This is a genomic window from Clostridium sp. SM-530-WT-3G (assembly GCF_012843905.1).
GTDB lineage: Bacteria > Bacillota > Clostridia > Clostridiales > Clostridiaceae > Clostridium.
This window is the reverse complement of record NZ_JABAGC010000001.1, coordinates 162,489-183,301: the sequence shown is the minus strand read 5'-3', so window position 1 is coordinate 183,301 and position 20,813 is coordinate 162,489. Positions and strand designations below refer to the sequence as shown.

Below are 20,813 nucleotides of genomic sequence, written 5' to 3'. Positions count from 1 at the left end.
AAAAAATTAAGGCTATTTTAGATTACTAGAAAATGAATCTAAAAAAAATCACAGAAAAAATTCATTTTTAAAAATATTGCAAGTTTAAATTAAAAAACAATAAAATTATTTAGATGATTTGAAAAAAATGTCGAATTATTATGGTATAATTTAGTACAGAAAATTAAATATATACATGGGGGTAGAAATGTTATTAAATAAAATAAAATTAATGAACATCAAACAGATTGTATTAATTAGTAGTATAGCTAGTCTATGTTTTTTTGTTTTATTTAAGTTAAGTCTTTATTTAGCTAATAATACTACTTTTTATAATTGGATTATAGTCCGAGATATTGTAGGTATTAATCTAGTTATTGGATTTTTATCGATTTTTAGTTTTTTCTTGTATAGTTATTTATATAATGATGACTATTTTAATATGTTTTCATTAGTATATGTTTCTGTTTATTTTGAATTTGTAGTTATGACCTTTTTTTCACAGAAGGTAAACATATTCTTGTTGATGGAGGGAAGTAGGGGGTTTTTAGGATTATCAGATATATTTAGAACAATTATAATATTTCTTACTTTTTTTGAAAATAACTCTATTACCAAGTATATAAATAAACATAATATTTTAGCAGTTATTATTTCAATTATAATTACACGTTTTTGTATATTTACAGACATTTATCTTATAAAAAATTGGATGCTTAATCCAATAATTAATGTGATTGAAATAAGTAAAATAATTATGAATATAGTTACTTATCTCTTATTATTAGGATTTTGTATTCAATATCTGAATAAAAGAAGTATAAACTATTTTATTACATTTATAGGTACTCTCGTAATATTTTTAAGTAGAATATTGTTAATTAAAGGATTATATACTAATGAATCTATGATGTACACATTAAATAGAGTTTTATTAGGTTGTGGTTTTGCAATAATAGTTATTAGCATGTTTACAGAAATATTATTAAAGTCCAAGGAAAATGAAAAACTTACAGAAAAAGTGATCATGCAGAGAATAGAAATGCACAATATCAAGAAGGAAGAAGAATTAAGAAACCAATTCTTTGCTAACATATCTCATGAATTAAGAACTCCAATAAATATATTAATATGTTCCTTTGAGCTTCTAAGAAGTAAGATTGATGATAAAGATAAGTTATATGAGTATTATAAAAAATATGATAAAACAATTATGGATAATTCATCAAGAATGTTAAGACTGGTAAATAATATAATCGATGTTAGTAAGTTTGATGCAGGAGCATTTAAAATGCATTTTGTTAATTGTGATATAATTAGTGTCATTGAGAATATAACTATGTGTACTATACAGTCACCTAAGTTACAAAATAGAAATGTGGTTTTTGATACTAATACTGAATATCTTGAAATGAAATGTGATGTAGAAAATATTGAAAGAGTTATGTTGAATCTTCTTTCTAATGCAATTAAGTTTACCGCTCCAGATGGAAATATATTAGTTGAGTGTACTGAAGAAGAACATACACTTAAAATAAGTGTAAAAGATGACGGAATAGGAATACCTGATGAATATAGAGAGAAAATTTTTCAAAGATTTGTACAGGTAGACAAGTCGTTACATAGAAATGCAGAAGGAAGTGGAATTGGACTTTCTCTTGTTAAATATATTGTAGAAGCACATAATGGTGAAATATATATTAATCCTGAGTATAAGGATGGATGTGAATTTATTATAATTCTTCCTAAAGTAAAATGTGATGAAAATGATGAAGAAAATATGGATCTTACTAGAACAATAGATAAGGAATTAGAACAGAAGGTTGATATAGAGCTTTCAGATATAAACTAAAAGGATTTGCTGAATCAGCAAATCCTTTTTTTAATTACATTTATATTAAAACAGTTAATTATTGTTCTGATTATGAATTAATTAGGCTTATAATTAGAGTATTTTGCGATTTTACCACATTATTTTGAACCTTTTTTGTTTGAATATATTCATATTGTTACAATACATAATATATAATATATTAATAGTAATTCTGAAGGGAGGAAGATAATTGATGATTTAGAGATCAATTATCGAATTAAATTATGCGTTATGTTATAGTTAGTGTAGTTAAAGGCGAAGGTGGAGATTTTAACAATATGATGAGAATTGAACTTTATGATAAGTTTAAAGCTAAATCCTCAAAGCTTCCTGCTCATTTTACAATAAAAGCTCCATTTGAATATGATGGTGATATATCTGAATTAGAAGAAGCTCTTGAAAAGTTTTCTGCAAAAGAAAGGAAAAAGCTGTATACAATTAAAGGTTATAACCATTTTGACAATAGAGTTATATATATGGATGTAAAAATGTCTAAAGAGGGAAAGAAACTTCATGATAGATTAATTGATGTATTAGAAAAGATTCCATTTATTCATTTTAAGAAGACTGATGGAAAAGATAAAATATTTCATATTACTTTGGCTTCAAAAAAGCTTCCACCTAAATTTAATGATGTATGGGAATACGTAAATGAGTTTCCATGTGATTTTAAATGTGAATTTGATAATATTAGTTTGTTTAAGTGGGTAGATAATACATGGGTACTTCATAGGGAATACGAGTTATGTTAATATGATTCTTTTTAAAATTCATCAACTTGTGATAAAATAAGAAATAGACAATTTTCAAAGCAACAAAGGAGATTATTGGTTAATGAATATAATTACTTTAGAAAATATAAGTAAAAGCTATAGTGAAAAAGTGCTATTAAACAATGTTTCACTAGGCATTAATGAAGGAGATAAAATAGGTTTAATAGGAATAAACGGTGCAGGTAAATCTACATTTTTAAAGGTAGTTGCAGGTAAAGAGGAATTCTTTGATGGAAATATAACAAAGGGTAAAAATATGAGAATTGAATTCCTTGAACAAAATCCTCCTTTTGATAAAGATGCAACAGTTCTAGAGCAGATATTCAAAGGTGAAACAAAGGAAATGAAGACACTTAGAGAATATGAAGAAATATTAGAAAAGTTACATAATGCTTCACAAGATGATTTTGAAAAGTTAAATAATAAATTATTAAAACTTCAAGAGCTTATAGATTCCTTAAATCTTTGGGATCTTGAAAGTACTGCAAAAACAGTACTTAATAAACTAGGAATTACAAATTATAATGAAAAAGTAGGAAATTTATCAGGTGGACAGAAAAAGAGAGTTGCTCTTGCAGGAGCACTTATTACTCCATGTGATTTATTAATATTAGACGAACCTACAAACCACTTAGATGCTGAATCTATTGAATGGCTTGAAGAGTATTTAAATTCTAGAAAAGGTGCTTTATTAATGATTACCCATGATAGATATTTCCTTGATAGAGTTGCTAATAGAATAATAGAATTAGACAGAGGAAATCTTTATTCTTATCCTGGAAATTATACGGCTTTCCTAGAGAAGAAAATAGAAAGATTAGAAACTGAACAAATCCAAGAAGACAAGAGAAATGCCCTTATAAGAAATGAATTAAAATGGGTTAAAAGAGGGGCTAAGGCTAGAACTACAAAGCAAAAAGCTAGACTTCAAAGATTTGATGAATTAGTAAAAACTGAAACTATAAAAAGAAATACAGACGTTGAAATATCATTTGTAGGTTCAAGATTAGGTAAAAAGATCGTTGAACTATATGATATAAGTAAATCCTTTGGAGATAAAACCCTTATTAAAGATTTTAGCTATATTTTCCTTAGAGATGACAGAATAGGTATAGTTGGAGAAAATGGAGCTGGAAAAACAACACTTGTTAATATATTAAGAGGTAAGCTTCAACAGGATAGTGGTACTATAGAAATTGGTGAAACAGTAAAAATAGGCTGCTTTGCTCAAGATGATACCAATATGGACCCTAAAATGAGAGTTATCGATTATGTAAAAGAAGGTGGAGAATATATTCCTGTAGAAGATGGAACTAAAATAACTGCCTCAACTATGTGTGAAAGATTCTTATTTGATAGTACAATGCAATATACTCCAATTGAAAAGCTATCAGGTGGTGAAAGAAGAAGACTTCATTTATTAAGAGTTCTTATGGAATCTCCTAACTTCTTGATTCTAGACGAACCTACAAATGATATTGATATAGAAACATTAAAAATACTTGAAGATTTCTTAGATAAGTTTATGGGAATAGTAGTGGTTGTATCCCATGATAGATACTTCTTAGATAGAATATGTAATAAGATTTTCTCATATGAAGGTAACGGATATATTAAAGAATATCATGGTAATTTTAGTGATTTCCTTATCGCAAAAGAAATTGAAAAGTTTAAAGCTACACAAAATACTGACAGCATAAAAAATAAAGAAGAAAAAACAAAAGGTACTAAAGAAAAGATAAAAGATAATAAGCCTAAGTTTACTTTTAAAGAGCAAAAGGAATTTGAAACAATAGATAATGATATAAGTGAATTAGAAGAAAAGCTTCAATCTATTGAAGATGATATGGTTAAAAACTCATCTAATTATGGTAAGCTTAATGAACTTATGAAAGAAAAGGAAGAAGTTCAAGAAAAACTTGATTTAAAATATGAAAGATGGGAATACTTAAATGAAATAGCTGAAGCTATAGAAAATTATAAAGCTAATAATTAGCGTAAATAAAAGCAGACGGAAGGTACTAATATGGAATTACATGTTTATTTAAAAGGCAAGTCTGAACCTCAGGTTTTTAAAGGTGAAAGAATTGATGTTCTTGATATGGAACTACAAAGAGTAAAATATAAGCAAATCAGATATTTTAGAAAAGGAATTTCTAAATCTCAGTATATTGCTGTTAATCTTATAAAAAATATAAAAGAAATAAAAAAGTAATTTATAACTTTAATACATTTAGAAATGCTGGTATTGTTATATGTTTATAACCATGTAACCATGCCAGCTTTATAATGGTGTTAAAGTATTAGCAGGTGATTAAAATTGATAAAGCAAATATTAATGGAAAGCTTTAATAAAAATGTGAGTAATGCTACACTTATAAAAGGTAATCGTGTTTTTAAAAACGATTTAATAAAAGAAATTGATATAGATGTAAATGATGACTGTATATATATAAATTCAATAGTTGTATCAGAAAGCCTTTTTAGTGAATATAGCTGTAACCTTGAATTTGATAATGTTACAAAAGAAATTATAGGTACTCATTGTAGCTGTCTTGATTTTGAGAAAAATGAATTTAAAAAAGATAACTATTGTTGTAAGCATATAGTAGCTACTTTTTATGAATTTTTAAATAGAATCGATAATGATATTGAATTAAGAAATAAATTGATAAGTGTAGTAGCAGATAATACTATAAGCAATAATAGTAAAAATTCTGGAATTTATGGTGATAATCTCTTAAGTAGTCTTCTTGAAGATAAGGATAAGGAAGAATTAAAATTCGAAGTAATTTTAAATAAGAATAACTGGTCATCTAAGATACAAGCTGAATTTAAAATAGGACTTAAGAATAAAAGTAATAAGATGTATATGATGCGTGATATAAATAACTTCATCTTATCTATGTATAATAAAGTACCTATAAAGTACGGAAAGGATTTTACCTTTGATATACGTAGCCAGAAACTTTCTTATGAAGATAAACGCCTTTTAAAATTCATATATAATGTCAAAAATTTAAGTGATTATGATAGAAACTTCAGGAGACAGGATAAACTTATAGATGGAAAATATATGACAATACCTGATATTCTTATCAAAGAGTTTCTGCTTATAGTTAAAAATCATAGAATTTTTCTTGGAGATGGTTTCTTTTATAGAGTTTTAGAGTCTGAAGTAATAACAGGCAATATTCCCATACCATTTTCTTTAGAGAGTAAAGGCAATAATCTAGTTTTAGAAGTTAAGGATGGTATGCCTGAAAGTCTTAATCAAAATGAGGATGTATTTTTATATGGAACTACAATATATATTCCTTCAGTGGAACAGTGTGAAAGACTCAGTCCATATTTGAAAGCCTTTAATTCAACTAAATCTATAGAATTTAATAAAGCAGTTGAGGAAAAGGTATTAAAAGAACTTATTCCTTCAGTTCAAAAGGTGTCTAAGGATTTAACTTTATCTAAAACTATAAGAGAAAAGGTTGTTTTAGGTCCAGTTCACTTTAGATTTTATTTTGATAGAGATAAGGCTATAAGTCTTATTTACAAGGTATCTTATGAAGGCCATGAATTCAATTACTTTGATGAGTATAAGGAAAAGGTTATTTATAGAGATATTCATAAGGAAAATGAAGTATATAATATGCTGAAATCTCTTGGCTTTGAAGAAGTAAACGGAAAAATGTACTTTATGAGAGAAGAAGATGATGCATTTAGATTCTTTAAATATGAAATTGATAGATTACATAAATATGGCGAAATATTTTACTCTGAGAACTTTAAGGGCATAAAAGACATAAAAAAAGTTGACTTTAAAGGTGAAGTTAGAAAAGGTAAATTTGATTACTTTGAAATGAAGTTCAAGGTTGGAAATATAAGTGAAGAGGAAACTGCTAGAATTTTAAGAAGCTTTAGAGATAATCTAAAATATTATAAGCTTGAAAGTGGAGAATACCTTGATTTAGAACAGCCAGATATAAAAGAAGCCTTAACACTAATAGATAGTCTATTACAAGATGAAGAATTAAATAACAATCTAATTAAAATTGAAATAAACAAGGGTGCATATCTTGAAGATTACTTAGAAGAAAAAGAATTTAGATATATCGAAACTTGTGATGAATTAAAAGAATTAAAATCAAGATTATCTGATATAAAAGGAAAGGTGTTTCAACCTCCATATGGATTACAGGCTACATTGCGTGAATATCAAAAAGAAGGCTATAACTGGTTTAGAACCTTAGATTATCTAGGTTTTGGAGGAATACTTGGTGATGAGATGGGGCTAGGAAAAACCCTTCAGACTATTACACTTTTATTATCAAAACCAGAAAGCAAAACCTTGATTGTTGCGCCTACATCTTTGATTTATAACTGGAAGAAGGAATTTGAAAAATTTGCGCCTTCCATGAAAGTTATGTTATGTAATGGGACACCAGAAGAAAGAATTGAAATCCTTAAAAATTATAAAGAATATGATGTTATAATAACAACTTATAATCTTTTGAGAAGAGACCTGGATTATTATAATATGTATTTTGATTATTTTATTATAGATGAAGCTCAAAATATAAAAAATCCTTCATCATTAAGTGCAAAATCTGTAAAGAGTATAAAATCAAAAACAAGATTCGCTTTAACGGGTACACCAATTGAAAATTCTCTTATGGAGCTTTGGTCTATATTTGATTTCGTAATGCCTGGATATTTATATGATGAAAAGAAATTTACTACTAGGTACTTTAGAAGGCTTGAAGAGGGACCTGAAATATTAGAAGAGTTAAACAGATTGGTTAAGCCATTTATATTAAGGAGATATAAAAAGAATGTTATAAAGGAACTTCCTGATAAAATAGAAAAACGTCTTTTAGTTCCTATGAGTGATGAGCAAAAGGTAGTGTATGAAACATATTCTAACTATGCAAAAGACTTAATTGAGCAAAAAGTAGAAAATAATGAATTCTCAAAAAGTAGAATTGAAATTCTATCATATATTACAAAACTTCGTCAAATATGTCTTGATCCATCTATAACTATGGATAATTATCTAGGTGGAAGCGGAAAAATAGAGGCATTAATGGAGTTATTAGATCAATCAATATCTGAAGGTCATAAGATACTTGTATTTTCACAATTCACATCTGTTTTGAAGAATATAGCTAAGATTTTAAAGGAGCAGAATTATAAATATTCTTATTTAGATGGTTCTATTTCTTCTTCAGAAAGAATGAAGATGGTAGAAGAATTTAATGAGGGAGATAATTCGGTATTTTTAATATCATTAAAAGCAGGCGGAACTGGACTTAACTTAACTAGTGCTGATATTGTGGTACATTTTGATCCTTGGTGGAATCCAGCAGTTGAAGACCAGGCTACAGATAGAGCACATAGAATGGGGCAAAAAAATGTTGTTGAAGTTATAAAGCTTATTGCTTCTGGAACTATTGAAGAAAAGATAGTTGAACTTCAAGATACTAAGAGAGAGCTTATAAATTCAGTACTAGGTGATGATTTAAATTCTGGTACATTTATAAATACTCTTCATGAGCAAGATATTTTAGATTTGTTTAATTAATAAAAAATCAATGTGGATAATATGAAAAATTTCCACATTGATTTTTTTATATTGCTTCTTCAGCAGTCATTACCCCTTCAATGTTATGCAGTTGCAATAAATATTCTCCATGATCCATTTTTTGAGATAATGTTAGAGTTGAAGTTAAGCATATTTTATGTTCATTTCTATCATCACATTTTTTTACTTCTATATTAGATAATTTTGTACCGTCAGCTTTGATTACATTTAAAAAATTAGTAATTCCAACAATGTCCTCAATTTCTATATAAACATCAAAGGTTTTTGTATGAGTTCTTGTATATAAATCCAGCTTGTGGAGAAGAGTGATTACTATGAATAAATAAACACATGATATTATGGCACCTTCGTAAAAACCTATTCCTATAGCAAGTCCCATACAAGCACAAGCCCATAATCCAGCTGCAGTAGTGAGTCCTTTTACTTGATTTCGCCCAATTACAATTATTGTTCCTGCGCCTAAAAATCCAATTCCGCTAATAACTTGAGCACCCATTCTGCTGGCATCTGTTGATAATCCCAATATCTCATTCATATACTGATTGGTAATCATAACCATGGCTGCACCTATACATACTACAATATGTGTTCGGAAACCTGCTGGACGTTTCTTTTTGCCACGTTCATGGCCTAAAATTCCTCCACATATTATTGCAAGTGTTAATCTTACAAATATAGATATAGTATTTACATGACTTAAATAATCCATTATATTATTGAATTCTTCCATGTGCTCAATCACCTCACAAGTTGGTTTTGTACTTTTTGTATATAAAAAGACAATGAGCAGCTAAATTTGAGCACCATTGCCTAGAAGAGTATATTATTATAGATAAGAATTATATTACATATTATACCTAAATTATTAATAAAAGTCAAAAAGTAAAAGTATTCATTTAAAATTTATACACATTTTCACTGTAAAAGTATAAATTAAAATGTAATAATTATTATATTTTTGAATAGAATATACAGCAAAATTTAATAATCATTATTAGCTGTTCTATTACTTTATAAGGAGATAAGTAAATGTGTACAATTGGTACTTTATTTAATGGAGATACTATGATTATGTTTAAGCAATGTGATTTGGATAAAGAAACTTTTTTTGATGTACCTAAATTGAAGCAAAAAGATAATATAAAATACCTTGCCTTTAAGCGAGCTGATAATACCGGAACTTGGTGTGGTGTAAATAATTATGGTGTATCTTTTGTGGCTACAGATTCTTATATGGAAAATGACATTAATATAAAATATCATAATAGCAAAAAAGATTTAAAAGATTATAGTGTCTTTGAAGCGTACGAAAAAATTATTTCTGACTTTAAAACTGCTAAAGCAGCAGTTGAGTATATGAAAGAGTTTTATAATACATTTTTAAGTCCAGATATTTTGATAATTGGAGATAAATTAGAACGTTATTATATAGAGGCATATAATTCTGAAGTGATTGTTGTTAAGCTTGATTCATCAGGAATATCTAATTTCTTTGTGGCAACTAATCACTTTAGATACATTCATGGGGCAGTTCATTATGCAAAAAATCATAGTACTTACCTCCGTTTAAATAGAGCGCAAGAAATATTAAATAGAGAATGTAATCTTAGAGGGGTAATAAAATTACTTAAAGATCAGTATTATGGAAAATCTGTTTTATCTATATGTAGGTCAACAGATATTGCTCCTAGAGATGAAGATTTATATAGTACTATGGCTACTTCTATTTTTACTATTGATAATGAATGTCATAAAATAGGATGTTATTACCAGATTAATGGAAATCCCAGAAAAAACAAATTGATTTGTGTGTCAGATGTATTTGGTAGTAATTATTTTTCTATTTAAACTATATTGCTCCCTCTGTTTTTTGCATTAAAATTTCAACTATAAAATATTATTTTGAATTTTTCTGATTTTTATTTTTCAATTTAAAAATATAGAATTATATAAAAATTTTATATTGTATATTTTTCTACAATTTTAAAATAATTACAATTTGGTTATGTTAAAATTGTAGATTTTAAAAATACAAAAAGGTATAGTTGTGTATTTTTATTAGATTTGAAATTTATATTTTCAAATAAATTTAATTGTATAACATTTCAAATAAAAGTAAAAATATTACATGTTTTGAGGCTTATATTCTACCTTTAAAATGATAAATTAGCACCAAGCAAAAAAGTACTCAAAATATAGAAATTGGGTACTTTTTTATTAGTGTTTTTGTAAAGCAACTATATATCAGGGTTTTAATGATATCTTTAAAATTAACTAAAAATTCGAAAAAACATAATGTGCACCTTATTCGGATATAATGAGTACTATTTTTTATGATATTTTTAATTGATATAGATGCACATAATAATATTATTTATTATTATATACTGTCTATACATAAAGATATTTGAAGAATCAGAAAAATTATAATAAAATATCATTATATAAATAGGACAAAACTTAAGAGGTTGACGCATGGAAGAAATATTATTAGCAGTTAAAAATAGAGACATAGACGAAGAAAGTGCATTAGATATATTAGTAGAATTTATAGATAAAAGCAAAATAACTAAAGTAAAGAATATAATAAAATTACTTTGCATAGGAACACTATCTTTAGAAAATGCTTCAAAGATGCTTAATGCAATGAGTAGTTTAAATAATGAAGATTTAAATCACGAAAATGAAGATAAAAAAAGCAACAATTATTTTTACAATGAATATGGAACAAAAAAGAAAGATAGTACTAAGAATCGTGAAAAAGCCAAATTACCTGAAAAATCAAGACAGAAAAAAGCAGCAAGACCACTTGAAAAAGAAGAATATGATAAAATAATGAGCTTATGTAAAAGTGGATTTAAATATGATGATAATGGGAAAACAAGGACCTTTAGACCTAATGAGCAGCTTGCTATGACTTTTCTGCTTCAAGCCAACTTAGGACTTCGTATATCCGATGTACTAAAGCTTACGCCTTCTACTTTAAAAAATGATAAACTTGAAATAATAGAAAAGAAAACAGGTAAATTACAGTATAGAGATATTAATAAAAATCTCAAGGGAATTATATATGAATATGCGTTAAATCACAACATAAAAGCAGATGAATGTATTATAAAACTTAAGAGAAGAGGAGTACATAAACAGCTATCAATAATCACCAGTTATTTAAAACTCACTAATATAAGTAGCCATAGTTTTCGTAAACTATACAGTATGACAGTATATAATGCAACTGATGGAGATATTGAGCTTTTAAAAGAATTATTAAATCACAGTAGTATAGCTACAACTCAAAAATATATAAGAAGAACTCAACAGGAAATCAACAAAGTCAGCTCGTCTATTGATTTCACATATTCCTGGTAATAAATAATAAGACTTTATTTATCAAAGTAAATATAAAATCTATGAAGTGCTAAATAACATAATATAATAAAAAACTAAAGATCACGTCATTAAGGAAATTGATTGAGATATAATTAAATATTGTAAAAAATATATTATAGTGTTAAAATATGTCTGGGTAGTATCTTTTAGAGCTACACCAGATATTTTTCATTAGATTATTATTTTTAACAACTCATATCTATAAGAATGAGATTGAAATTAGGCTGTTGTGTCACTAATTTGGAGGTGATACCTTATAAAAATTGGATTTATAGGTCCTGGGAAGGTAGGCGTGAATTTAGGGCGCTACTTTACTCAAAAAGGAATAAAACTTAGTGGCTTTTATGGACGAAATGTGCAGAGTACCAAAGAAGCTTCAAAAATTACAAATTCAAATTATTATGATACTTTAGAAAAACTTATTAAAGACAGCGATATAATATTTATTACAACACCTGACCATGTCATTTCAATCATAGATAGAGAAATTTCAAAATTTGATTTAAATAACAAGTCTGTATGCCATGCTAGTGGCTCTTTAAAATCAACTATTTTATCTAATACTAAATTATCTGGTGCATTGATCTATTCTATACATCCCATGCTTGCATTTTCAAATAAAAATATTGAATTAAATAAGCTAGAAAAGATGTACTTTTCTTTAGAAGGTGATTTTGATTTTAAAGGCTATGAAGAATTAAAAATATTAAAGCTTATAAAATCATTAGAAAATAAATATTTCATAAGAAATATAGAAGATTCTTCCGCTTATCACCTTGCCAATGTAATGGTATCTAATTTGGTTCTTTCTCTTTTAAATATAGGTACAAGCTATTTGCGTAATATGGGATTAAGTGAACATGATGCTATAAATGCATTATATCCTTTAATTCAAGGTAACATAGATAACATTCATAGAGATGGATTTACAAATTCATTAACTGGTCCTGTTTTAAGAGGTGATGCAAACACTGTAGAAAAGCATTTAGAAGCAATTAAAGATGAGCATAGAGAATTATATAAAAGCTTATCTATGAATCTTTTAAAGCTTGTGGGAAAACGAAATTTAAATATGAGTAATATCAGCGAAAACATCACCCAGGAAGAGACAAATTCAAATTATGAAAATGCAGTAAAATATTTAGTTAATAATTCAGAAAAACACAGAGAAATATATAAGCTATTAGGGGGATTGGAATAGTGAAAAATACAGTATTAACATTTCAAAAGGCAAAACAAAATGGAGAAAAGTTATCTATGCTTACAGCTTATGATTATTCAATGGCAAAGATAATTGACGAAAGTGGTATTAATGGAATTTTAATAGGCGATTCATTAGGAATGGTAGTTAAAGGTGACGAAGATACTTTAGGTGTTACTGTTGATGATATTATTTATCATACAAGAGCAGTAAAAAAAGGAGCTAAAAACGCTCTTATAGTCGCTGATATGCCGTTTTTATCATATCATGTGTCAGTTGAAGATGCTGTATTAAATGCAGGTAGAATTATAAAAGAAGGAGGAGCCAATGCAGTTAAAATTGAAGGTGGAGCTAATATTGCAGATAAGATAAAAGCTATAGTATATGCACAAATTCCTGTTATGGGACATCTAGGATTAACTCCTCAATCAATTAATGCATTTGGTGGATTCAGAGTTCAAGGAAAAACTGAGGAAGCAGCTAAAACATTAATAGAAGATGCTAAAAAGCTTGAAGAAGCAGGTGTGTTTTCTATAACTCTTGAAGGAATTCCAGCTAAAGTTGCAGAGCTTATTACAAATGCTGTTTCAGTACCTACAATAGGAATTGGTGCTGGAAAAGGCTGTGATGGACAAATACTTGTTTATCAAGACATGCTAGGAATGTTCAGTGATTTCGTACCTAAATTTGTCAAGCAATATGCAAATATAGGTACTGTTATGAAAGAAGCAATCGGGTGCTATATTAAAGAAGTTCAAGATGGAAGCTTCCCTGAAGAAAAGCACACTTATAAAATTGATGAAACAGAATTAAATAAATTATATTAATAATTTTTAGATAATTCATAAGTCTACAATATATAAGCTGTTGCAAAAGTGGCAACGCATAAAAATATAGTTTGTTTAGTTTTAAATATATAGCTAATAAGTAAAGGATGGGGAAAATGTTAGTTAAAGAAATTAATGAAGTAAGAAATCTAGTTAAAGAATGGAAATCACAAGGATTAAGCATAGGATATGTACCAACAATGGGGGCTTTACACGAAGGTCATGAGAGCTTAATAAAGAGGGCTGTAGAAGAAAATGACAAAGTAATTGTAAGTGTATTTGTAAATCCTACTCAATTTGGACCAAATGAAGATTATGATTCATATCCAAGAAATATAGAAAAGGATCTTGAAATTTGCGAAGGTGCAGGTGCTGTAGCTGTATTCAATCCAGAACCTTCTGAAATGTATTTTGATAATAGGTCGACAACAGTAAGTGTTTCAGGACTTACAGATGTTTTGTGTGGAGCAAAGAGACCAGGGCATTTTGATGGTGTATGTTTAGTTGTAACTAAATTCTTTAATATAGTTAAACCAGATAGAGCTTACTTTGGACAAAAAGATGCTCAACAGGTTGCAGTATTAAAGAGAATGGTAAGAGATTTAAGCATTGATGTTGAAATAGTACCATGTCCAATAATAAGAGAAGAGGATGGACTAGCTAAGAGTTCAAGAAATACTTACTTATCACCAGAAGAAAGAAAAGCAGCTTTAGTATTAAGTAGAAGTTTAAAACTTGCGAAAGAAGCATTAGATAATGGTGAAAGAAATGCTGATAAATTAAAGGAAATTATGACAGCTGAGATAAATAAAGAACCACTTGCAAAAATTGATTATGTAGAAGTAGTTGATAGTGAAGATTTAAGAAGCTTAAGTGGAACTATAGAAAAAGATATTCTTGTTCCTATGGCTGTTTATATTGGTAAAACAAGACTTATAGATAATTTTTCTTATGAAATTAAATAGTTAATATACATTTTTGAAATAATAAACAAATAAACTTTGGAGGACAAGAATAATGATGTTAAATATGTTAAAAGGTAAAATACACAGAGCAGTAGTTACACAAGCTGAGCTTAATTATATGGGAAGTATAACAATCGATAAAACTTTAATGGAAGCTGCAGGAATTATTGAAAATGAAAAAGTGCAGATTGTTGATAATAATAATGGTGCAAGACTTGAAACATATGTTATACCAGGAAAGAGAGATTCGGGTATTATCTGTTTAAATGGTGCAGCTGCAAGATTAGTTCAACCTGGTGATGAAGTTATAATAATTGCTTATGCAATGATGGAAGAGGAAGAAGCAAAATCATATAAACCTAAGGTTGTATTTGCAAATCCTGATAACACAATAAAAGAAATAACTAATTATGAATACAATGAATAATTTAGCTGAAAATAAGCTGGTTCTTAGTGACCAGTTTATTTTTTCAGTCGCTAAAAAAATTTTAAAATTACAAAATAATAAAAATCATATATTTAAATAGTATTTACAAAAATGTATAATATAGTATATAAAAATATTATTATGTGTGTAGATAGAGGTGATTATAATGATATATTTGAATTATATTAGAAGCTACAATAATGTAATTTATCGAATGGATAAAATAAATGAAGACATACCAACTGTTAGTGGAATAAAAAATATTAATACTTCTGATAATTCTTTTAATAATACTGCATATGAAAAAAGAAATGACTATGTAAACAATATGAAAGAATACTCAAAGCACAACAAAGAATCAAAAGAATTATATCCTGATTCAAAACTAAAAAATGATTATATTAATAATACTTATTTCTATAACCCTAATAACAGCTCAATGTTACAAGCAAATCAAATGTATTTAAGTGGATTATTTTTAAATCTATTAGTATAATAATGTATTTAACTATAAATATTTATTATATTAATAGTAAGGCAAAAGACATATTTTGAAGTAAACTATATTGTTTATAATATAACTTCAAAATATGTCTTTTTATTAATTTAATAATAAAAAATGTAGTTATGATAATTTGGATATGCTGATTTGATAAGTAAATACCCCTGTGATACAATAATACTGTTTTGAATAAGCATTTACATTTTATTCATAGATATTTGTATGAATTTTTATAGATTTTGAATTTATAGAGTTCAAAAGGAGGATGAAATTATGGCTTTAACGCCAATGATGGTTGAATATATGAAAACTAAGGAGCAGTATAGCGACTGTATCCTATTTTATAGATTAGGTGACTTTTATGAAATGTTCTTTGATGATGCTGTAACAGTATCAAGAGAATTAGAATTAGTGCTTACAGGCAAAAATTGTGGTCTTGAAGAAAGAGCACCTATGTGTGGTATCCCACATCATGCAGCTGCAGCATATATTCCTAGACTTGTTAATAAAGGTTACAAGGTTGCTATATGTGAACAGCTTGAAGATCCTAAAAAGACTAAAGGAATCGTAAAAAGAGGAGTAGTAAAAATAATAACTCCTGGCACTTTTGTAGATAGTAATTCAAATTTAGAAAATGATAATACATATTTAATGGCTATATATGAAGATGAAGAGAAAATAGGATTAGCTTTATCAGATATCAGCACAGGTGAATTTAAGACAACATCTTTCAAAAATATAAGAATGAGTTTACTTGATGAAATTGCTAAAGTAAATCCTAAGGAAATAATTGTAGATATAAATGCAGATGAAAAGCTTATTAATGATATAAAGGGAATATGTCCTGCGCTTATAACAAAGAAAGATTTTAATACATTCTTTGTATCAATGGATGAGCTTAAAATGCAGTTTAGTGATTTAGAAGCAAGTGGCCTTGATAAGGAAAGAGAGCTTACAAGTAGAGTTCTTTTAAAATATATAAATGAAACTCAAATGATGAGCCTTACAAATATAAATTTACTTGAGCAGTATGACATAATCAATTATATGACAATAGACAGTAACTCAAGAAGAAATCTTGAACTTACTGAAAGCATAAGAGAGAAGACTAAAAAAGGTTCACTTCTTTGGGTTCTTGATAAAAGTGCAACAACTATGGGTGGAAGAACTTTAAGAAGATGGATAGATGAACCTCTTATTATAAAGTCTGAAATAGAAAAGAGATTAAGTGGAGTAGAAGAACTTTTCAGTTCTATTGGATTTAATGAAGATTTAAGAACTGCCCTAAAAGAAATCTATGATATAGAAAGAATAGTAGGTAAGATTTCTAATAAAAATGTAAATGCCAAGGACTTACTTTCACTAAAAGCATCCTTAAGCAGAATACCACAGGTGAAAGAACTTTTAAAAGATGCTAAATCTGAATTATTAACTGATTATTATGATAATATTGATGAGTTAACTGATGTAAAAACATTACTTGAAAATTCAATAAAAGAAGATCCAAGTTTAACTATTAAAGAAGGTAATATAATAAAGACTGGATATAATGCTGAAGTTGATGAATTAAGACAAAGTAAGATTCACGGTAAAGAGTGGATTGCAGCTCTTGAAAACCGTGAAAGAGAATTTACTGGTATTAAGTCGCTAAAAGTAGGATATAACAAAGTTTTTGGATACTACATAGAAATAAGCAAAGCTAACTTTAGTTCAATACCAGAAGGTAGATATATAAGAAAGCAAACTCTTACAAACGCAGAAAGATTCATTACTGAAGAGCTTAAAACTATGGAAGATAAGATTTTAGGTTCAGAAGAAAAACTTGTGAATTTAGAATACGAATTATTCATGGAAGTAAGAGATGAAATAGAAAAACATATAGGAAGACTTAAAAAGAGTGCACGAATAATAGCAAACTTAGATGGTATTTCTACATTAGCTTTAGTAGCTCTTGAAAATGACTATGTTAAACCAACAATAAATGAAGATGGCATAATAGAAATAAATGAAGGAAGGCACCCAGTAGTAGAAAAAGTTATTGGAAGAGGAGAATTTGTATCTAATAATACAACTTTAAATCAAGACGATAAAGAACTTCTTTTAATTACAGGTCCAAACATGGCAGGTAAGTCTACATATATGAGACAGGTAGCATTAATAACATTAATGGCTCAAATAGGTTCATTTGTTCCTGCAAATTCAGCTAATATATCTATATGCGATAAGATATTTACTAGAATAGGTGCATCTGATGACTTAGCTGGTGGTAAATCTACATTCATGGTTGAAATGTGGGAAGTTTCAAATATACTTAAAAATGCTACAAGCAAGAGTTTAGTTCTTTTAGATGAAGTAGGAAGAGGTACATCTACTTATGATGGTCTTTCTATTGCATGGTCAGTTATTGAATATATAACTAAAAATGACAATTTAAGATGTAAGACTTTATTTGCAACACATTATCATGAACTTGTAAAACTTGAAGGTGTATTAAAAGGCGTTAAAAACTACTCTGTTGCAGTTAAAAAGAGTGAAGACAGCGTAATTTTCCTTAGAAAGATAATTGAAGGTGGAGCAGATGAATCTTATGGTATAGAAGTAGCTAAACTTGCTGGACTTCCAGATAAAGTTATTGAAAGAGCTCGTGAAATCTTACGTGATCTAGAAGGAAACAATAAAACAGATATACTAAGCAGTGATTCTATAAAAGAAAGTGCAGTTGATTTTGAAAGCTCAAATAGCTATGAAAAAGATAATTCATCTGAAAATTCTGCTGAATATGAAAAGAGAGAACAAGAGGTTGAAATAGCTCTTGTAAATAAAATTAATGAATTAAGTGATAAGGAAAAACAACTTAATGATACTATTAATGAAAATAATTATCTTAAAGAAAAAGCAGTATCATTAGAAGAAGAATTAAATAAATTAAAAGCAGAATTAGAGCATGAAAGAAATTCAAGAAAGCATAAAAAGAACGATAATAACGATACAATGCAGATGAATTTTGAAGCTGTAGAAAAGGATTCATTTATAAATGAAGTAAGTTCTATAGATATATTAAGTTTAAATCCTATGGAAGCAATGAATATATTATATAAGATTGTTTCAGAATCTAAAGCACTAAATAAATAATTTTTATTGTTTATTAAATTTTATTGACAGTATAATAAAAATATAATATTATATTTTTGCATACGAAGGGTTATAACGTTACATAGTAGCTAGATAAATATTTGAGAAAATCAAATGTTTATCTAGCTTTTTTCTATGTAAAGCTATAATTATGCTGGGGGCATAGTTGTTTATATGTTATTGTCAATTCAAAATATTCATATCTGTACATTAAATATTATTAATCACCCCAAGTTATATTTGATGTCGTAAATTGTCGTATGTTTTTTAAAGAAAAGCCGAAACGTATCACCTATATATATTTTTTTATTTTCCTAATATCTTTTTTAATTAATTTAGATTTTCTTATTTTATCATTAAATTTAATACAATAATCTATTTGAGATAATACTTTAATGGTATAATTGTAACAAATATACAATTTTGTGTGAATATCTTATAATTTTATATGATAATATGTAATATTAATTACATATTATCATTTGTTATTTAAGAAATAGATATTAATAAATAAAAAATACTCTAATAATTTTTAAAATAATAAGATAAGAAGGTGCTAAAATGGAACTTTGGGATATTTATGACAAAAATAGAATTAAGACAGGCAGAACAATTATAAGAGGTCATGAATTTGAAGAAGGTGCACATCATATGGTGATTCATGTGTGCATATTTAATTCTCAAGGACAAATGCTTATACAACAAAGGCAACCGTTTAAAGACTGCTGGCCAAACATGTGGGATTTTACGGTTGGAGGTAGTGCATTAGCAAACGAATCAAGTACTGAAGCTGCAGAAAGAGAATTATTTGAAGAAATAGGCTATAAGGTTGACTTACATAATAAACGTCCATACTTTACTGTTAATTTCAAAAATGGTTTTGATGATTTTTATCTTATTCATGCAGATATATACTTAAGCACATTGAAGCTTCAATATGAATAAGTTCAGAACGTTAAATATGCAGGTAAGGATGAAATAATAGCAATGATTAATGATGGATGTTTTATACCTTATTACAAGAGTTTTATAAATCTTTTATTTGAAATGAAAGACAATAATATAGGTCTTCATAAGTAATAAATAATTTTTATACAGAAGAATTTTGAGTAATAAAAATCTTTAAATAATAAAAGTACAATCCCCCAAAAATATTACCAAAAAGTTCACTAAATTAAAAACAACACTTTTTTAAAACAGAGCTTAAAGAAAATAAATAGATATATGGAGAGGAATTTATGAGAATAGAAACTGAAAATTTAATTATTCGTAATTTTGAATTAAAGGATGAAGAGGATTTATGTAAATACATACTCCAAAGAGTTAATACTGAATTTGAGGGGTATGAAGATTTCACTAGGGAAAAAGGAAAAAAAGAAATTGAATTTAGGTCTAAAAGTGATGAATTCTATGCCATAGAGCGTAAGGAAAATCATAAGGTCATAGGTAATGTATACTTAGGAAATAGAGATTTTAACTCAAGGGAACTTGGATATGTATTAAATGAAAAATATCAGAGAAATGGTTATGGGAGTGAAGCAAGTAATGCTGCTATAGCATATATGTTTGAACATGGCACTCATAGAATATTTGCAGAATGCTGCCCACAAAACACTGCTTCATGGAAGACTATGGAGAAGCTAGGTATGAAGAAAGAAGCACACTTTATATCTAATTTTGATTCAACCATATAAATCCCATCCTTAGCATTAAAGTTCTGTACTTCAAGATAAAAAATATATCGACCTGGAGTAATACTGTTATCTGCATAAGTTGTATAATCAATCAAATTAAAATTAAGAGTGTGTGCTACTTTCTGCAATGCATTTTTCACATGGCTTTCGGTTGTTTTTTCTGAAACCATATTTAAAAGCTGATTTTTCCTATACAAAAAATATAAGGTATCCTTATTTTCATAAATTATATTAAAAAGTAAATCCTCGTTTGTTTTAAGTGGATGCTGTGTATATACATTAAAACTTTTCTGCATTTCATTACCTGCAAGTATTAATCCTTTATAGAATAATTTACTTACAATGCTCATCTTAGTTCACTTCATTTTACTAATTAATTGTACACTATGGTTTATGATTTTCTATATGCTTTTGTTACTATAAGAAACAATAATAAATATAAATTCACAAA

General features: G+C 27.4%; 17 protein-coding genes. 15 read left to right on the top strand and 2 right to left on the bottom strand.

What is annotated here, in order from left to right; all coding sequences use genetic code 11:
* The first annotated feature begins 187 nt into the window (after nucleotides 1-187).
* The 5 genes from HF850_RS00855 (at nucleotide 188) to HF850_RS00835 (ending at nucleotide 8,203) form a co-directional block, all read left to right on the top strand.
* Nucleotides 188-1,831: a HAMP domain-containing sensor histidine kinase gene (locus HF850_RS00855; RefSeq protein WP_169103580.1), complete on the top strand. Its 1,644-nt coding sequence runs from the start codon at nucleotides 188-190 to the stop codon at nucleotides 1,829-1,831.
* Nucleotides 1,832-2,076: 245 nt separating this feature from the next.
* On the top strand, nucleotides 2,077-2,604 hold the full coding sequence (locus HF850_RS00850; RefSeq protein ID WP_169103579.1) for a 2'-5' RNA ligase family protein: 528 nt from the start codon (nucleotides 2,077-2,079) through the stop codon (nucleotides 2,602-2,604).
* Nucleotides 2,605-2,686: 82 nt separating this feature from the next.
* Nucleotides 2,687-4,621 (top strand): ABC-F family ATP-binding cassette domain-containing protein, encoded by a 1,935-nt coding sequence (locus HF850_RS00845; protein WP_169103578.1) that lies wholly within the window; start codon nucleotides 2,687-2,689, stop codon nucleotides 4,619-4,621.
* Nucleotides 4,622-4,651: 30 nt separating this feature from the next.
* On the top strand, nucleotides 4,652-4,840 hold the full coding sequence (locus HF850_RS00840; RefSeq protein ID WP_169103577.1) for a hypothetical protein: 189 nt from the start codon (nucleotides 4,652-4,654) through the stop codon (nucleotides 4,838-4,840).
* 105 nt (nucleotides 4,841-4,945) lie between these two features.
* On the top strand, nucleotides 4,946-8,203 hold the full coding sequence (locus HF850_RS00835; protein ID WP_169103576.1) for an SNF2 helicase associated domain-containing protein: 3,258 nt from the start codon (nucleotides 4,946-4,948) through the stop codon (nucleotides 8,201-8,203).
* A gap of 46 nt (nucleotides 8,204-8,249) precedes the next feature.
* Here the strand turns inward: HF850_RS00835 and HF850_RS00830 are convergent, their stop codons facing one another.
* Nucleotides 8,250-8,954 carry an MgtC/SapB family protein gene (locus HF850_RS00830; protein WP_169103575.1) on the bottom strand — a complete coding sequence of 235 codons (705 nt, stop codon included), beginning with the start codon at nucleotides 8,952-8,954 and terminating at the stop codon, nucleotides 8,250-8,252.
* Nucleotides 8,955-9,253: 299 nt separating this feature from the next.
* Between HF850_RS00830 and HF850_RS00825 the strand changes: the two genes are divergently transcribed.
* From HF850_RS00825 to HF850_RS00780, 10 genes are all read left to right on the top strand, one after another.
* Entirely contained in the window at nucleotides 9,254-10,072 is an 819-nt protein-coding gene (locus tag HF850_RS00825; RefSeq protein WP_169103574.1) for a hypothetical protein, read from the top strand.
* Between the two features lie 627 nt (nucleotides 10,073-10,699).
* Nucleotides 10,700-11,593, top strand: coding sequence for a tyrosine-type recombinase/integrase (locus HF850_RS00820; RefSeq protein WP_169103573.1), 894 nt, complete (start codon nucleotides 10,700-10,702; stop codon nucleotides 11,591-11,593).
* A 313-nt stretch (nucleotides 11,594-11,906) separates the two neighbouring features.
* The gene (locus tag HF850_RS16070; protein ID WP_347564362.1) at nucleotides 11,907-12,815 is read left to right on the top strand and encodes a DUF2520 domain-containing protein; all 909 of its coding nucleotides are present in this window, start codon (nucleotides 11,907-11,909) and stop codon (nucleotides 12,813-12,815) included.
* Nucleotides 12,815-13,642 (top strand): 3-methyl-2-oxobutanoate hydroxymethyltransferase, encoded by an 828-nt coding sequence (gene panB, locus HF850_RS00810; protein WP_169103572.1) that lies wholly within the window; start codon nucleotides 12,815-12,817, stop codon nucleotides 13,640-13,642. The genes HF850_RS16070 and panB overlap by 1 nt, the downstream gene beginning before the upstream one ends.
* Before the next feature lie 116 nt (nucleotides 13,643-13,758).
* Complete coding sequence (gene panC, locus HF850_RS00805; RefSeq protein WP_169103571.1) at nucleotides 13,759-14,607, top strand: pantoate--beta-alanine ligase; 849 nt, start codon at nucleotides 13,759-13,761, stop codon at nucleotides 14,605-14,607.
* A gap of 52 nt (nucleotides 14,608-14,659) precedes the next feature.
* Nucleotides 14,660-15,034: an aspartate 1-decarboxylase gene (gene panD, locus HF850_RS00800; protein ID WP_169103570.1), complete on the top strand. Its 375-nt coding sequence runs from the start codon at nucleotides 14,660-14,662 to the stop codon at nucleotides 15,032-15,034.
* Nucleotides 15,035-15,248: 214 nt separating this feature from the next.
* Nucleotides 15,249-15,530 (top strand): hypothetical protein, encoded by a 282-nt coding sequence (locus HF850_RS00795; protein ID WP_206151544.1) that lies wholly within the window; start codon nucleotides 15,249-15,251, stop codon nucleotides 15,528-15,530.
* 279 nt (nucleotides 15,531-15,809) lie between these two features.
* Complete coding sequence (gene mutS / locus HF850_RS00790; protein ID WP_169103568.1) at nucleotides 15,810-18,668, top strand: DNA mismatch repair protein MutS; 2,859 nt, start codon at nucleotides 15,810-15,812, stop codon at nucleotides 18,666-18,668.
* 561 nt (nucleotides 18,669-19,229) lie between these two features.
* Nucleotides 19,230-19,613: an NUDIX domain-containing protein gene (locus HF850_RS00785; protein ID WP_347564361.1), complete on the top strand. Its 384-nt coding sequence runs from the start codon at nucleotides 19,230-19,232 to the stop codon at nucleotides 19,611-19,613.
* Nucleotides 19,614-19,906: 293 nt separating this feature from the next.
* A complete protein-coding gene (locus HF850_RS00780) occupies nucleotides 19,907-20,362 on the top strand; it encodes a GNAT family protein (RefSeq protein ID WP_169103567.1) in 456 nt (151 codons plus the stop codon).
* Here the strand turns inward: HF850_RS00780 and HF850_RS15525 are convergent.
* Nucleotides 20,248-20,658 carry a GH3 auxin-responsive promoter family protein gene (locus HF850_RS15525; protein WP_347564366.1) on the bottom strand — a complete coding sequence of 137 codons (411 nt, stop codon included), beginning with the start codon at nucleotides 20,656-20,658 and terminating at the stop codon, nucleotides 20,248-20,250. The genes HF850_RS00780 and HF850_RS15525 overlap by 115 nt on opposite strands.
* Nucleotides 20,659-20,813: the final 155 nt, after the last annotated feature.